This is a genomic window from Antarctobacter heliothermus, from assembly GCF_900188425.1.
Classification (GTDB): Bacteria; Pseudomonadota; Alphaproteobacteria; order Rhodobacterales; family Rhodobacteraceae; genus Antarctobacter; species Antarctobacter heliothermus.
In genome coordinates this window covers 1-15,046 of record NZ_FZON01000046.1, presented here as the reverse complement: position 1 = coordinate 15,046, position 15,046 = coordinate 1, and the positions used below count along the sequence as shown (strand labels likewise).

Below are 15,046 nucleotides of genomic sequence, written 5' to 3'. Positions count from 1 at the left end.
GGTGTCAGTCCGTCAGGGCGGTGACGGCCTTGGCAAAGGTGCGGGCCTCCGCCGGGGCGGTGCCCATCTGCGTGGCTGGATCAAACAGGGAGGCTGGCAGATCGGGATGGGCGGCTCGGGCGACCTCTGACAGGGGGCTTCCCCTGGAGATGGCCTCTTTGCACAGGGCCTTTGACAGGGCCTGAGCCTCTGGCCGGGGCATTGTTTCGGCCAGCGCAAAGGACAGCGCCTCTGCCATGAGCAAGCCGCCGGTGGCGTCCAGCGTGGCCTGCATCGCGTCCGCGTCGGGGGTTAACGTCTCGGCCAGCTTTTGTGCGTGGGTCATCGCGGCGGCGGAACTGAGCACCAGTTGCGGCAGGCACAGCCATTCGGTGAACCACGCCGCGCCGTCGCGTTGCTGGCGGTGCAGGCTGGCACCCTGCAGCGTGGCATCCAGACCCTGCGCGTGACGGGCCAGCGCAACAAGGGCCGAGGGGGCCACGGGGTTCTGTTTCTGCGGCATGGTCGAGGACGCGCCAGATCCGCCAAGGCGGACTTCGGAGATGCCGCTTTGGGTGGCAAGGATCAGGTCCTCACCCATCTTGCCGGCGACCAGCGCGGTGCGGGTGAACCACCCGGCGATGGACAGGAGCGGCGTGCGGTCGCTGTGCCAGCTATGGCCGGGATCGGTCAGCCCCAGCGCCTCGGCCATATGGGTTCGCAGACCCGCCGGATCAGGGCCCAGTGCGGACCCGGTGCCCGCAGCGCCCGACAGCGACACGCGCAGCGCGCTGTCACGCAGGGCGGGCAGTGCCTTCAACGCGTCCATGAGCGGCCAACCCCATGCGGCCACCTGGGCACCAAAGCTGACGGGCGTGGCGTGCTGACCGTAGGTGCGCCCGGCCATGGGCGTTTCTGCATGGTCTGTTGCCAGCTGCGCCAGTGCCGTCAGGGTGGCGCGCAGGCGGTGCTCTTGCTGGGCCAGAGCCTGCCGCAGTCGCAGCATCAGCCCGGTGTCCTGGATATCCTGCGAGGTTGCACCCCAGTGCAGGTACTGCGCGTGTTCCGGTGCGCTCATCGCGGCGCGAAACGCGCTGACAAAGGCGGGCACGATGACGCCGTTCTGTCCCGTCGCCTCGGCCAGTTGCGCCGGGTCGATCTGGCATTCGACGCTGGCGCGCTGGATCGCGGCGGCGGCGATTTCGGGGATCATGCCCTGTGCCGCCTGCGCCTTGGCCAGCGCCGCCTCGACCAGCATCATGGCGCGGATCTCGGCGCTGTCCGAAAACAGGCGGGCGGTGTCGCCGGTGGCGAAAAGGCGGGTCAGATGGGCGCTGTCAAAGGGCGTTGCGGGCATGGGCGGTCAGGCTTTCACTAGGGTGTCGATGGTGCGGGCAAGCGCATCAGGCATGGAGAAAAACGGCGAATGGCCACTGGGCAGGTTGGCCACGCGGGTGGGGTCGAACCGCGATGCCATCACGCACTGAAAGGCGGGCGGAATGGCGCGGTCCTTGGCGCAGATGATATAGCTGCGCGGCAGGGCACGGGAGTTTTCGGTCAGGTCTACGGGCGTGTTCGAGGCGGCAACCGATTGCGGGCAGATGTTGTCCAGCGCGTAGGCGACCGTCTCTGACGGGCAGTCGTGGTAAAACAGATCGGAGGACATATCCGGATCGAAAGTAAAGCTGAGTCGATCCTCGGCCATGCGGATCGCCGGCAATAGCGGCTGTTCGTCCGCCTCCATCCGCATCTGGGCAAGCCCCAGTCCGGGCCACGGATCGTACGCGCACAGATAGACCAGTCCGGCGATGTGCGTCGGGTCCATTTCGGCCGCCTGCGTGATGGCATAGCCGGCCATGGAATGCCCCACCAGCACCGTTGGTCCGTCCAGAGTATCAATGATCGCGCGTCCGTAATCCTCCAGCGTGACCTCGCCCGCCGGGGTCGGGTCGTCCCCATGTGAGGGCAGGTCGATGGCGCGGACCTCGTGGCCAAGCGCAGTCAGCGCGGGCAGCGTGTCGCGCCAGCACCATGCACCATGCGCCGCGCCGTGGATCAGCAGGATGCGCGCCACCGGGTCAGGCCGCGCCCTGGGCCTTAAGGAAAGCGGATAGAATAGCCGCGTATTCCTCGGGCTTTTCCACGCAGGGCAGGTGGCCCGCGCCCCGGATCAGTTCCTTTTGCGCGCCGGGGATCAGGTCTGCGGTCTCGAACACCAGATCGGGCGGGGTCGATCCGTCCTCGGACCCGGCGATGGCCAGTGTCGGCAGGCGCAGCCCGCTGGTGGTGCTGATGAAATCGGTGCCCGCAATGGCAGCAGCGCAGCCGGTCCAGCCCATCGCAGGCGTGCGCAGGAACATGTTGCGCCAGGCCGGGAATTCGGGGTCCGCATGGAAGGGTTTGGAGAACCAGCGGTCCATCGTCGGGTCCACAACCGACGCCAGCCCGCCCTCATTCACAGCATTGATCCGCTCTGCCCACATGTCGCGGGTGCCGATCTTGGCCCCGGTGTTGGACAGAACCATCGCGCGCACCAGATCCAGACGCTTGGCCGCCAGCCCCTGCGCGATCATGCCGCCAATGGACAGCCCGACAAAGATCGCGTCCTTGAACCCGGTATGCTCCATCAGCTTTTCGGTGTCCGAGATCAGCGCGCCCATGCTGTAGGGTCCGTCCGGCACATCCGACAGCCCGTGCCCGCGTTTGTCGAACCGCAGGATACGCAGACCAGCGGGCAGCAGCGGCAGGATCTTGTCCCAAAGCCGGAAGTCAGTGCCAAGCGAGTTGGCAAAGACGACAGGCGTGCCATCCTCGGGGCCGGTAACGTCGTAGTGCAGGCGCAGGTCGCCGAATTGAGCCATGTGCATGTCGTGTCCCTCCGTTGGTTTCGGTCTACCCCGAAGTCCGGGTGAGGAGAAAGGGGCTTGCCGCAGCTCAGTACCGTGTGGAGAGCGGAAGTAGACCAATGCTCATTTCCCAAAACGTCGTTGTTTGTCCTGGGTCTCTGGTCAGATCTACAAGGCCGAGAAAACTAAAGTCTGCAGTGTAGTAGGGGATTTGGGCGCCGCCGCGGACGCGTTTGATCTGGAGTTCGACGCGGCAGTACATGGATGACCCAGCGCTGTTCCAGTGAGGTTGAAAATAGCCCGGACCCGTCAGGACAGAGATGTACTTTTCGGGTTGGTTGGTCTGCGGTTGGACGCGACCTCTGAAATGGACTTGATGGTTCCCGGGAAAGACGATGTCGGCCTTGGTCGGGTCCGAGGCACGGGCAATGAGATCATCGAAATCGTACCCCTCCTTCACGAAAGACTGCCGAAATGTCAGGGTGTGACTCGATTGGCAGATCTGTCGCGCCAACCGGTCCATGTTTTCCGGTGTGTCGGTGAAAATGGTGTTGGATTCGATGTTTTGCGTCATCTCGATGCCCAACAGTCGTGCTTCGGCGAAGGTGTCGACGTAATGCATCTCTGCCGACGGTGTTCCCAGCACCAGCGCCAATAGCTCCTGCGGCAATGCCGGTCCCGCAGTTGATGTGGCCTTGTAAGAACGGTCTGCCAACAGTTTGACGACCTGCAGCGCGACGGAGAAGACCTCTGCGTCCGACGTTGCAGGGGCTGCGCCGTCCCGAATGAAGGGCGAGTGGAAACCCAGCCTTGCGCCAGGGGCCAACTGTCGGCTGGGGGAGGGGCTGTTGGCGCCGAAGCTCAACCCGAACATGAAAAGGATCGCGCAAGAGGACAGGCATTCGTCTCCCGTGCGCACACGCGTTCCAAAGTAGAACCCGTTTTCGGGTCGATCCGACGCTTCGAGAAAGGCCAGCACTTCAGCCAGTGATCCGCCGGGGCTGTTGAGGCAGATACGGGGGGCGAAGTCGTCCAGCAGCCCGTCGTCAATGGCGCGGGTCAGATCCCCTTTGGCAATGGGGCCCTCGAACAACAGAGCGCAGTCGCCGTACCCGGTCGGGGTCAATTTGCTCCACGTTCCGGCCAGCGCTGGGCCGGCAATAACCAAGAAGGTCAGAGAAGTAAGGAGACGGACAATCGTGGTCATGAAATGGGCCTGTCATTTGGAATAACAGGCCCATCAATCTGCTCTCGATTCGGGAGATGCAAGTGTCTGGCGAAAGTCAGGCGATCTCGACCAGTTCGATGTCAAAGGTCAGATCCTTGCCCGCCAGCGGGTGGTTGGCGTCCAGTGTCACGACCTCTTCGGTCACGGCGACCACGGTCACCGGCAGCACCTGGCCGTCGGGGGCCTGCACCTGCAACTGGGTGCCAAGGTCCAGCGGGATGTCGTCGGGGATCTCGGCGCGCGGCACATCCTGACGGGCGTCGGGGTTGGTGTCGCCATAGGCGTTTTCTGCCGGGACGGCGACGGTTTTCTTGTCGCCCACGGCCATGCCGGGGATCGCCTGTTCCAGGCCGGGGATGATCTGGCCCTCACCGACGGTAAATTCCAGCGGGTCGCGGCCTTCGCTGGAATCGAACTTGGTGCCGTCTGTCAGAGTGCCGGTGTAGTGAATGCGCACGGTGTCGCCGGATTTGACCTGCGTCATGGGGGAACCTCGATGTTTGGGGGGTGATTGGGTGAGGCCGGGGGCGTCCCGGGTGCTCAAGATTTGCAGTAAACTAAGCATCCGGAGCGCGGTTTGCAAACGATTGTCTGCGCGGCTTTCGCCCGGATCGGGGTTTTCGGCGGCAGCGGCCCGTGTCAGGGTGCCGCAAAATCCCGAGAGGAGGGCATTCATGGCCACTAAGGTTTGCGTATTCGATGCCTATGGCACGCTGTTCGACGTGGCAGGGGCCGCGCTTGTGGCGGCGGAGGAACCGGGGCGCGCGGCGTTGGCAGAGGTCTGGCCGCAACTGGCTGCCGACTGGCGCGCCAAGCAGCTGGAATACAGCTGGCTGCGGGCGGTCACGGGGGATTATGTGCCGTTCTGGCAGGTCACCAAGGACGGGTTGGACTGGGCGATGGAACGCGCCGGTCTGGACGATCTGGAACTGCGCGAACGGTTGCTGGCGCTGTACTGGGAACTGCCCGCCTACCGCGAAGTGCCGATGATGCTGGCCAAGCTGAACGCCAAGGGTGTCGGCACGGCGATCCTGTCGAACGGCAGCCGCGACATGCTGGACGGCGCGGTCGACAGCGCGGGTGTCGGGGAGTTCCTGCACGCGGTGTTGTCGGTGGAAACGGTGGGCACCTTCAAACCCGCGCGCGCGGTCTATGATCTTGTCGGGCAGGAATTCGGTTGTGCGCCGGAGGAGGTGCTGTTCGTGTCGTCCAACGGATGGGATGCGGCGGGCGCGGCGGCCTATGGGTTCGACACGGTCTGGGTGAACCGCATGGGCCTGCCGATGGATCGCCTGATGGCGCAACCGGCCCACGTCCTGAGTGATCTGACTACCATACCGGAGCTTGTCTGATGCCACATTTCACCACCTCTGACGGGTTGTCGCTGTTTTATCGCGATGAGGGCGAAGGCCTTCCGCTGTTGTGCCTTGCGGGGCTGACGCGCGACAGCCGGGATTTCGATTTCGTAGCCCCGCATCTGACGGGCGTGCGGCTGATCCGGCTGGATTATCGCGGGCGCGGGCAGTCGGACCGGGGTCCGCACGAGACCTATCAGATCCCTGTCGAAGGGCGCGACGCGATGGAACTGCTGGACCATCTTGGGCTGGACAAGGCGGCGGTGCTGGGCACGTCGCGTGGCGGGCTGATCGCCATGGTTCTGGCCGCAACGGTCAAGGACAGGTTGCTGGGCGTGGCGCTGAACGACATCGGGCCGGAGATCGCGGAGACGGGGCTGGAGGTCATCAAAGGCTATCTGGGGCGCAGGCCGCCACAAAAGACCTTGGCTGAGGTGGCGCAGCGGCGGGCAGAGGTGATGACCGGATTTGTCGGCGTGCCCGAAAGCCGCTGGCTGGAAGAGGCCGAGCGGCTGTTTGTGCAGGAAGAGGACGGGCTGGACCTGCCCTATGATGCCAAGCTGCGTGAGGCGGTGCTGGGCGGCAATGTGCAGCCCGCCCCGGATCTGTGGCCCTATTTCGATGCCCTGGCAGGCCTGCCGCTGTGTACGCTCAGAGGCGAAAATTCAGACCTGCTGACGCCTGCGTGCTTTGCCGAGATGCAAAAGCGGCGCCCGGACATGATCGCGGTCGAGGTCAAGGGCCGCGGGCATATCCCGTTTCTGGATGAGCCCGAGGCGCTGGAGGCGCTGCACAAGTGGCTGGGCATGCTGAAATAGCCGGGACACGGGAGCGGCGCTCTTGCCCCCTGCGGGGCCAAGTCGCCCCGCCCACCGTCCCCGGCAGAAAGACCCCTAGTCGGTGAGGTTGAAGACCCTTGAGGGGTGCAACTCACCCGCCTTGTAGCGGCCCACAGCCAGGGGGCGGCCCTCGAACGATACCCATGCCTCATCGCCGTATTCGACATTGCCGGGGATCACCATGCCAGGGTTGCCGTTGCGCAAACGCGCGGCCCCCTGCGCGGTGCAGTGCAGTTCCGGAAGATCGGTCAGGCCCAGTTCCAACGGCAGGATATGGTCGTCCAGTTCGGGCGTCCGCGCCATTTGCTCGATCGCCTCCAGGGTCAGGCCGTTATGAGCCTCAAACGGGCCGGACCAGACCCGACGCAACCGCAGCACATGGCCGTGGCAGCCCAGCATCTTGCCCAGATCGCGGGCGATGGACCGGACATAGCCGCCCTTGCCACAGATCATCTCCAGTTCGGCGGTGTCCGCGTCGGGCCGGTCGGTCAGCACCAACTCCTCAACCCACAGAGGGCGGGCGGCGATGTCCATTTCCTCGCCGTCGCGGGCGCGTTTGTAGGCGCGTTCGCCGTCGATCTTGACGGCGGAGAACTGCGGCGGCACCTGCATGATGTCCCCGACGAAACCGTGCAGCGCCTCCTTGATGTCGTCGTCGGTGGGGCGCAGGTCGGATGTGGCGATCACCTCACCCTCGGCATCGTCGGTGTTGGTCGCCTGTCCGAAGCGCACGGTAAAGCGGTACGCCTTGAGCGCGTCGGTGATGTAGGGCACCGTCTTGGTCGCCTCACCCAGCGCCACGGCCAGAACGCCGGTCGCCTCGGGGTCCAGCGTGCCGGCGTGGCCGGCCTTTTTCGCGTCCAGCGCCCAGCGGACCTTGTTGACGACGGCGGTCGAGGTCAGGCCTGCGGGTTTGTCGACAACCAGCCAGCCCGAAATATCGCGTCCCTTGCGTTTGCGTGCCATGTGATGCCCCTGCATGAATTGGAAGGCGGCGAGGTATCAAGCAGGCGGGGGGCTGTCAATCGCAGGGGTCACTTGGCGGGGGCAAGCTGATTCAGGCGAAAGTCCTCCATCGCCGACGCTTTGCGGGTCAGGGCGTTTTCCAGCACCAGACGCTTTGCGGCGCGGTCCTTGTCCAGCATGAGGCGCAGCTCGGCCTCGAATTCGTCGCGGTTGAAATATTCGTCCAGGCCGATGATCGCCGCATCGGTCGCCAGCCAGACCACCAGTGCCCCGGCAGCACCGCAGATGGCGGCACCGGGCCCCAACCAACTGCACAGCAGGGCCCCGCCGCCCGCGCCGGCGGCGATGCCGCCGCCTTTGGCGATGCCCTTGGCGGCGGCCTTGGACGCAACCTTGGTGGCCAACTTCTTGGCAAAGAGCTTGGCCGTCGCCTTGAGCGCGCTTTTGCCGCCAAGCGCGACCATTGCGGCGACGGGCGCCGTAACTTTGGCCCGTTGCACCGCGTCTGAAATGGCGCTGGCGGTCATCTCTCCCAAAGGCAGATCGAACGTCTCGGGCGCGGCCTCTTGCCGGATTCGGGTTTCGACCGTGTCCCGGTAGGCCTGCACAAAGGTTGCGTCGATCCCGGCAGCGGCATTGGTCAAGCGCGCGTCAAACCCGGCCAGAAGCCGTTGTTCCAACGCCTCGCTGGACTGGCCCAACGCGGCTTCGCCCAGTTCGACATATTCGCCAAGGATGGAATAGTGGAAATCCGCGTAACGCGGGATGGCGGCATAGGCCGGGGCATAGACGGGGTCGAGATAGGTATCGAGGTCGCTGACAACCTCTGCTCGGGCCTTTTCCACGCTTTCGGTCAGCGCGGTTTCCAGCCGGGTGGGCGGGATGTCTAAGTGGGTGGGTGCTGGCTTGTGCAGAAAGGCCGCGACTGCGGCAATGGACACAACTGCGAAAAGGGCGACCAGCGTTCCCCAGAAGAACCGCGTCGTGGTTCTGGTCCTATCTGTTTTCGGCGGTGTCACGGGTCTTTGGATCCTGCTGTCGACGCGACGATCAGGGACATTAAAGCCGCCGCGCGCGCGAGAACAAAGGAAAAAACCGCGCTTTCGGCTGCAAACAGCAGGGGTCCCCACCCGGCCCATGCCGCGCGCGTGGCCAGCCAAAGCTTGGCCGCCTCAAAGGCGCGGATCGGGGCCAGTGCCTCGGCGATCCAGCCGCCGCGCGGCGGAAGATCCCGCAACCCGGCCAGCGCGGCCTCGGCCAGTGTGGCGGCGCCACGAATCTCGCCCGGAAAGCTCTTGTACGTCCAGGCGGCGACGAAGAGTAGCGGCGTGAAGATCAGCCCGCAGATCAGAGTGGACAGGGTCACGGCCGCCGCCGCTGCAAATGGCGGGCGGAGATGGCGCAGCAGGATATGGCGGGAGCCGCAGGTGGTAAGGGCCGTGAGACCGGTCAGGACACCGTAAAGGGTCAATTCAAGCGGATCGGCCTCCAGCACCTGCGCGGCGGCCAGCACGAGGAACGCGCAGGCAAAGGCAAACGCGGACAGGAACGTCCGCACCCGTCCTGTCAGCCAGTGCCGCAAGGGCGAATCCGGCTGCAGCGCGGCCTGCAGCCGAGCGCGGTGGAGGGTGATGCCGACCTGCCAGTTGCTCATGAAGACGAGCAGGGCCAACAGGCCCAAGGCCACCCCGGCCCAATCCGTGAGTGGGTAGAGAAGACGCCAGACCGCTGTCGCCGCCCCGGCCAGGCAGAGTGTCAGGACCGGGGTGGCGAGGCGCGCAGGCATCGCCGCCGCTCAGTCCCTTTTGCCTGCGAACCGCTCTTGCCACTCTTCGCGCTCTGCATCCGTGATCTTGCGAAAGGTTACCTCGGGCACGTCAAAGGCGTGACCGGCGGGCAGAGCGGTCAGCGCGGCCGCGACGTCATCGGGCCAGTCGGCGCCCTCGGCGTGCATGGCGGTCAGCAATTCGGCAGAGGCGTCCGGAATGAACGGGGCAGAGATCACCGCGTAAAGCCGGATCAGGTTCAGCGCCAGACGGATCTGCATCGCAGCCTGTTCCGGGTCCGTCTTGAAGGTGGTCCACGGCGCGACCTCTTGCAGGTATTCGTTGCCCAGCACCCAGGCCCCGCGCAGGGCGGCGGCGGCCTTGCGGATCTCGACGGCCTCCATGTGCGTCTCATACTCGCGCACCTTGGCGGTGATGTCTGCAACCAACTTGGCCTCGGCCTCGCCGGGGGCGCCACCGTCCGGCACCGCCTCGGAAAATTTCGAACGGCAGAATTTGGTGACGCGCGATGCGAAGTTGCCCAGCACATCGGCCAGATCCTTGTTCACGCCCGACTGGAAGGATTCCCAAGTAAATTCGCTGTCCGAGGTTTCCGGCACATGAGACAGCAGCCACCAACGCCAATAGTCGCTGGGCAGGATGTCCAGCGCCTGATCCATGAACACGCCGCGCCCGCGCGAGGTGCTGAACTGACCGCCGTCATAGTTCAGGTAGTTGAAGGACTTGATGTAATCGACCAGCTTCCACGGTTCACCGCTCCCGAGAATCGTGACCGGGAACGACAGCGTGTGGAAGGGCACGTTGTCCTTGCCCATGAACTGGGTATAGCGCACGTCGTCGGCACCCTTGTCGGTGCGCCACCAGCGCGCCCAGTCGTCGCCTTTGCCCGCCTCGACCCATTCCTGGGAACAGGCGATGTATTCGATGGGCGCGTCGAACCAGACGTAAAAGACCTTGCCCTCCATGCCGGGCCAGGGCTCATCGCCCTTTTGGACTGGCACGCCCCAGTCAAGGTCACGGGTGATGCCCCGGTCCTGCAACCCGTCCCCATCGTTCAGCCATTTCTTGGCGATGGAGGTGGTCAGCACGGGCCAGCCGACGCGCGTGTCGATCCACTCCTCGATCTGCTCCTTCATCGCCGATTGGCGCAGGTACAGATGCTTGGTCTCGCGCATTTCCAGATCGGTCGAGCCAGAGATGGTCGAATGCGGATTGATCAGGTCGACCGGATCCAACTGCTTGGTGCAGTTGTCGCATTGGTCGCCGCGCGCGCTCTCAAAGCCGCAGTTGGGGCAGGTGCCCTCGATATAACGGTCGGGCAGGAAACGCCCGTCCGCCTTGGAATACATCTGCGTCTCGGACACTTCGCGGATCAGGCCCTGTTCGTCCAGCACCTTGGCGAAATGCTGCGTCAGCTTGCGGTTCTGTTCCGACGACGACCGCCCGAAGTGATCGAAGGACAGGCGGAACCCCTCGGCCAGCTTGGCCTGTACCTCCCACATCTCGGCGCAATACTCGGCCACCGGCTTGCCCGCCTTGGTGGCGGCCAGTTCGGCTGGGGTGCCGTGTTCATCCGTGGCGCACAGGTAAAGCACCTCATGCCCACGGGCGCGCAGGTAGCGGGCATACAGATCCGCAGGCAGTTGGCTGCCCACAAGGTTGCCCAGATGCTTGATGCCATTGATGTAGGGAATGGCGGAAGTGATGAGATGTCGTGCCATGATCTGCGCGCTTGTCCGTCCTGAGGTTTGCGCATGGTGTACCGACCCTGCGCCCGAGAGGCCAGAGCGTGTTGCAAACCGAGTCTCGTTCCGTTGCGCGGTGTCTCAGGTGTCCTTTTTGGTGCGCTCGCGCGTGCTGGACAGCAGGCGGCCCACCATGAAACTGGAGCGCGGCGTATAGATATAGCGGGTGCGGCTGTCCGAGGACCGGCGGCTTTGCATCCGGATCAGGCCAAAGATCACCAGGAACGCATGGCCCACGGCGATCATGACAAACAGCGCGGGCGGGCCATACCACTCGATCAGCAGCGAGGCGATCCAGGGCGCGGCGATGGCGCCCACGGCGTACCAGAACATCAACGCCGCCGAGAGGGCGATACGCTCTTCCGATGCGGCAAAGTCATGCGCGTGGGCGGCGGCGATCGAGAAGATCGGAAAGGTCGTCAGCCCGAACAGCGCCGCCGTCAGCATGATTCCGGCCGTGGGCAGCCCCGTGGCGGTGGCGGTCAGGGTGCAACTGGCAATGGCGGCGACGGACAGCCAGATCAGCACCCAGCGCCGGTCATATCGGTCCGCCAGCCAGCCCGCCGGGTATTGCGCCAGCGCGCCACCCGCAACGAAAGAGGCCAGAAACAGCGCGATCTGCCCGGTCTGAAGCCCGACTCCGGTGGCGTAGATCGGCCCGACCATGCGGAAGGACGCGCTTGACAGCGCAGAGACGAGCACACCCGCCACCGCCAATGGCGACCGCGCCCAGGCAAGTCCCGGTGTCAGGCGCGGCGCCTCTGGTGTTTCCGGCGGGCGCAGTCGGGACAGTGTCAGCGGCAGCAGGGCTGCGGTGCACAGCAGCGCCAGCAGTGTGTAACTGACGTAATGCGCGGGCGGCAGGACAGAGATCATCAACTGTGCGCCCAGTGAGGCGGTGATGTCGGCTAGCCGGTAGGCCCCGGTGGCGCGGCCGCGGTTCTCGTTTGTGACCTTGGCGTGCAGCCAGGCCTCGATCACGGTGTAGCAGCCTGCCACACAGATCCCCTGACCAATCCGCAGCGCGGCCCAGGCGTAGGGGTTGTCGGTCAGGATGTGGCCCAGGATGCCGATGGTCCCCAGCGCGGTAAAGGCGGCAAAGGCGCGTGAATGGCCGACATTGCCCATCAGGCGCGGCGCCCACCAGCAGCCAACAAAGAACCCGGCGAAATGCGCCGAGCCGAGAAAGCCGATCTGGGCGTTGGTAAAGTTCAGGCTCAGGCCAGACAGCGCATCCAGCGGCCCGACGCTGCCCGAGGAAAGCTGTAGCAGGATGACGGACAGAAAGAGGGAGGCAAATGAGATGACCAGGCGCATGGCCCCGTTCTGCGCCTTTCGCAAACGGAAGTCAGGTGGCCTTGCGACATAAATTTCGTCGTTTCGGTCTTTTTCCGGGGGCGGTCAGGTGGATGAGGGGGCGGCCCAGGGGGGCAGCCGATTGTCGGCCAGCCGCCACACCTTGGGCGGCAGCATCCGTGCGCGCAGCCGTTCGATCCGCCAGGCGGTTTGTCCGGGGCCATGGGCGGCATCGCAGCGGACCCGTGTTTCGACCCCCGGTGCGCCGCCCGCGCCCGGCGTCAGGATCAGCCCCAGCGGACGGCACAATCCGACCTCGGCGCCGGATTCGGCGGCCAGATGCAGGCGCCGCACGGGGGTCATGCCGGGTGGTTCCGCCAGATCGGCGACCACCACCGGCGCGGCCCCGCTGCGCAATGCCTCTTCCATCGCCCACAGGCTGTCCGTGGCGCGGTCGGTGGCGGCAAAGATCACATCGCCGGGGGGCAGGATACCGGCCATGCCGCAGGGGTTCAGTTGATCGGGGCTGTGGCGGCGGGTGATCCAGATCACCGGCCCCCCCGCCTGCGCCGCAATATGCAGCGCCAGCGTGCGCCGCGCCTGACCGCACAGCTCATGCACCCGGCACAGCGGCAAGATGAGGTCGCGCCACAGCACTAGCGCGGGCGGCGGCGTGTGAGGGCGGCGGGACAGAAGGGCGGGGGCAGAGGCCATGGTCATGTCCGAATCCATAGCATGTTCGCACTTTGTTCTCAAGACTTTGAATGTTGAAGGTCCAACATGGGACGTGCGGCGCGTGGCCCCCCTTGCCATCCGGGCGGGAGGTGTCATTTTGCGTCCAAAGCAAACAGATGACGGGACGATCCCATGAAAATGAACCCGCTGGGCCAAAGCGGCCTGCAGGTGTCCGAGCTTTGCCTTGGCACAATGACCTTTGGCAACCAGACTTCGCCCGCTGAGGCGTTTCGCCAGATCGACCGCGCGCTGGAGGCGGGCATCAACTTTATCGACACCGCCGAGATGTATCCGGTGAACCCGGTGCGGGCCGAAACTCTGGGGCGGACGGAGGAAATCATCGGCGATTGGAACGCGGCCTCGGGGCGGCGGGGTGAGTGGATTTTGGCCACCAAACATTCCGGCGAGGGCAGCTTTGCCCGCGATGGGGCGCCGATCTCGTCCAAGACGATCCGTGAGACGGTCGAGGCCGGGCTGAAGCGGCTCAAGACCGACTACATCGACCTCTATCAATTCCACTGGCCGAACCGGGGCAGCTATATGTTCCGCAAGAACTGGAGCTACGATCCGGCGCAGTCGGGGTGGACGCGGGCGCAGGTGATCGCCGACATGGAGGATTGTCTGGGCGCGCTGCAGGATGAGGTCAAGCGCGGGACGATCCGCGCCTTTGGCCTGTCGAATGAAAGCGCTTGGGGCACGCAGATGTGGCTGGAGGCGGCCGAGCGTGTGGGCGGGCCGCGGGTGGCGTCCATTCAGAACGAATATTCGTTGCTCTGCCGTCTGGCCGATACGGATCTGGCCGAGATGATGATCTATGAGGATGTGGGCCTGCTGCCGTTCTCGCCTTTGGGGGCGGGGTTTTTGACCGGCAAGTATCAGGGCGGGGCCATCCCTGAAGGCTCGCGGATGAGCCTGAATGAGGGCATGGGCGGGCGCAAGACGGACCGGGTTTTTGCCGCCGTGGACGCCTATCTGAAGGTGGCGCGGGACTTTGATATTGATCCCTCGCACATGGCGCTGGCGTGGTCGGCGCGGCGGTCTTTTGTGGCCTCCTCGATCTTTGGCGCGACGACTTTTGAGCAGCTGGAGCATCTGTTGGGGGCCGTGGATGTGACGCTGTCTGAGGAGCTTTTGGCGGCGCTGGATGAGGCGCACAAGGCGCATCCGATGCCCTATTGATCTGAGGGCTTTGAGGGCGTGTCCACGCGTGGACACGTCTGCGCCTGTGAGAAATCAATGGGTTACAGAGACGTTTTTAGGTTTTGTTAGGGTTTCCCGCTTTGGAGTGGGGTGTTTCAGGCCGGGGGTGAGGCGCAATTTTCGGCGTATGAAGGCTTACAGGCGGACGGTGCTTTGGTTGGGGCAGGGGTGTGATGAGAGAGCGAGCATCCTGATCGATCGCGGTATTCGGCAGAGATGAACCCATTGTCCGGAGTGCTGCGCAGCGTACGGGGGCAACATGACCTAAGGTATTGAAATCATTTGTGATCATGGGGAGTGCGAGATTCATGAATTTTGCACCATTTAGCCGTTCTGGAGAGACGAGTTAAGCAAGGGTACCTTTAAGAGTACGCACATCGATCATCGAAAACTGACAGAACGGGGAACGCTTAACTTAAGTGCCTGCGGTGTTAGGGGCACACCAGCCAGCTCAGCCTTTTGCCATTATGATTCAGGAGTTTTCGATTGATCGAGCAAAGGCGATCAATTTATCATCCCAGATTGTGTACTCGGTTAAAAGCTTCGCCTGATCCGGTTTCAGGCGTGCAATCGCCTCGTCGAAACCCCCGGTAATCCTGGAAACGTTTTCGAAAACAGTGACGGATTCTGTCAAAATTCCTGCTGCCACAAGCTTGCTCTGATAGGCGTCGAATTCACCGGTAAGGCCAATAATGGATTGCTTGGATGCAATTAGAGAGCAGGCAGTTTCGAATAGCTCTTTTTCCATGCCGAAGGGCTTTGTTGCGCAAAGTCGGTAACGTCCGGAGTTCCCCTTTCCCCGGACGCAATTATCCCACAGGCTCTGTGACGGGTATGCCGAGCGCGGTGTAGCCGTTGAGCACGGCGGCGCGGATCTGAAGTTCGGCGACCTGACGATCGAAGTCGCGCGCCATGAGGCTCTGCCCCAGCAGCTTCACGCAATGCATCTTCGTCTCGGCGCGGCTTCGTCGGTGGTATCCGCTCCATTTTCTCCAGATGGCGCGGCCAAGGTATTTCGAAGCGCGCAGCGCCTCGTTCCGAGCGATAGCCCCTGCAGTCGATGGCTTCCA

General features: G+C 64.2%; 15 protein-coding genes and 1 pseudogene. 3 read left to right on the top strand and 13 right to left on the bottom strand.

What is annotated here, in order from left to right; genetic code table 11:
- Positions 1-4: 4 nt before the first annotated feature.
- The 5 genes from CHB90_RS19105 to CHB90_RS19085 all read right to left on the bottom strand — a co-directional run bounded on the left by CHB90_RS19105 (position 5) and on the right by CHB90_RS19085 (position 4,537).
- A complete protein-coding gene (locus CHB90_RS19105) occupies positions 5-1,336 on the bottom strand; it encodes a lyase family protein (RefSeq protein WP_089279450.1) in 1,332 nt (443 codons plus the stop codon).
- A 6-nt stretch (positions 1,337-1,342) separates the two neighbouring features.
- Entirely contained in the window at positions 1,343-2,053 is a 711-nt protein-coding gene (locus CHB90_RS19100) for an alpha/beta fold hydrolase (RefSeq protein WP_089279449.1), read from the bottom strand.
- 4 nt (positions 2,054-2,057) lie between these two features.
- A complete protein-coding gene (gene pcaD, locus CHB90_RS19095; RefSeq protein WP_089279448.1) occupies positions 2,058-2,846 on the bottom strand; it encodes a 3-oxoadipate enol-lactonase in 789 nt (262 codons plus the stop codon).
- Positions 2,847-2,913: 67 nt separating this feature from the next.
- Entirely contained in the window at positions 2,914-4,032 is a 1,119-nt protein-coding gene (locus tag CHB90_RS19090; RefSeq protein WP_089279447.1) for a hypothetical protein, read from the bottom strand.
- 76 nt (positions 4,033-4,108) lie between these two features.
- Positions 4,109-4,537, bottom strand: coding sequence for an FKBP-type peptidyl-prolyl cis-trans isomerase (locus tag CHB90_RS19085; protein WP_089279446.1), 429 nt, complete (start codon positions 4,535-4,537; stop codon positions 4,109-4,111).
- Positions 4,538-4,727: 190 nt separating this feature from the next.
- Between CHB90_RS19085 and CHB90_RS19080 the strand changes: the two genes are divergently transcribed.
- Positions 4,728-5,405 carry a haloacid dehalogenase type II gene (locus tag CHB90_RS19080; RefSeq protein ID WP_089279445.1) on the top strand — a complete coding sequence of 226 codons (678 nt, stop codon included), beginning with the start codon at positions 4,728-4,730 and terminating at the stop codon, positions 5,403-5,405.
- A complete protein-coding gene (locus CHB90_RS19075) occupies positions 5,405-6,226 on the top strand; it encodes an alpha/beta fold hydrolase (RefSeq protein WP_089279444.1) in 822 nt (273 codons plus the stop codon). The genes CHB90_RS19080 and CHB90_RS19075 overlap by 1 nt, the downstream gene beginning before the upstream one ends.
- A 75-nt stretch (positions 6,227-6,301) precedes the next feature.
- Here CHB90_RS19075 and truB read toward each other — a convergent pair whose 3' ends face one another.
- From truB to CHB90_RS19045, 6 genes are all read right to left on the bottom strand, one after another.
- Entirely contained in the window at positions 6,302-7,213 is a 912-nt protein-coding gene (truB, locus tag CHB90_RS19070; protein ID WP_089279443.1) for a tRNA pseudouridine(55) synthase TruB, read from the bottom strand.
- A 68-nt stretch (positions 7,214-7,281) separates the two neighbouring features.
- Positions 7,282-8,232 carry a hypothetical protein gene (locus CHB90_RS19065; protein WP_089279442.1) on the bottom strand — a complete coding sequence of 317 codons (951 nt, stop codon included), beginning with the start codon at positions 8,230-8,232 and terminating at the stop codon, positions 7,282-7,284.
- Positions 8,229-8,999 carry a hypothetical protein gene (locus CHB90_RS19060; protein ID WP_089279441.1) on the bottom strand — a complete coding sequence of 257 codons (771 nt, stop codon included), beginning with the start codon at positions 8,997-8,999 and terminating at the stop codon, positions 8,229-8,231. The genes CHB90_RS19065 and CHB90_RS19060 overlap by 4 nt, the downstream gene beginning before the upstream one ends.
- Positions 9,000-9,008: 9 nt before the next feature.
- Complete coding sequence (gene metG, locus CHB90_RS19055) at positions 9,009-10,721, bottom strand: methionine--tRNA ligase (RefSeq protein ID WP_089279440.1); 1,713 nt, start codon at positions 10,719-10,721, stop codon at positions 9,009-9,011.
- 105 nt (positions 10,722-10,826) lie between these two features.
- Positions 10,827-12,062: an MFS transporter gene (locus CHB90_RS19050; protein ID WP_089279439.1), complete on the bottom strand. Its 1,236-nt coding sequence runs from the start codon at positions 12,060-12,062 to the stop codon at positions 10,827-10,829.
- Positions 12,063-12,146: 84 nt separating this feature from the next.
- Complete coding sequence (locus tag CHB90_RS19045) at positions 12,147-12,761, bottom strand: ImuA family protein (RefSeq protein WP_089279475.1); 615 nt, start codon at positions 12,759-12,761, stop codon at positions 12,147-12,149.
- A 147-nt stretch (positions 12,762-12,908) separates the two neighbouring features.
- Between CHB90_RS19045 and CHB90_RS19040 the strand changes: the two genes are divergently transcribed.
- Positions 12,909-13,955 (top strand): aldo/keto reductase, encoded by a 1,047-nt coding sequence (locus CHB90_RS19040; RefSeq protein ID WP_089279438.1) that lies wholly within the window; start codon positions 12,909-12,911, stop codon positions 13,953-13,955.
- Positions 13,956-14,448: 493 nt separating this feature from the next.
- Here CHB90_RS19040 and CHB90_RS19035 read toward each other — a convergent pair whose 3' ends face one another.
- Both CHB90_RS19035 and CHB90_RS19030 read right to left on the bottom strand, forming a co-directional pair.
- Positions 14,449-14,724, bottom strand: coding sequence for a hypothetical protein (locus CHB90_RS19035; RefSeq protein WP_089279437.1), 276 nt, complete (start codon positions 14,722-14,724; stop codon positions 14,449-14,451).
- Positions 14,725-14,785: 61 nt separating this feature from the next.
- A pseudogene (locus CHB90_RS19030) lies at positions 14,786-15,046 on the bottom strand (IS5/IS1182 family transposase); the annotation flags it as partial.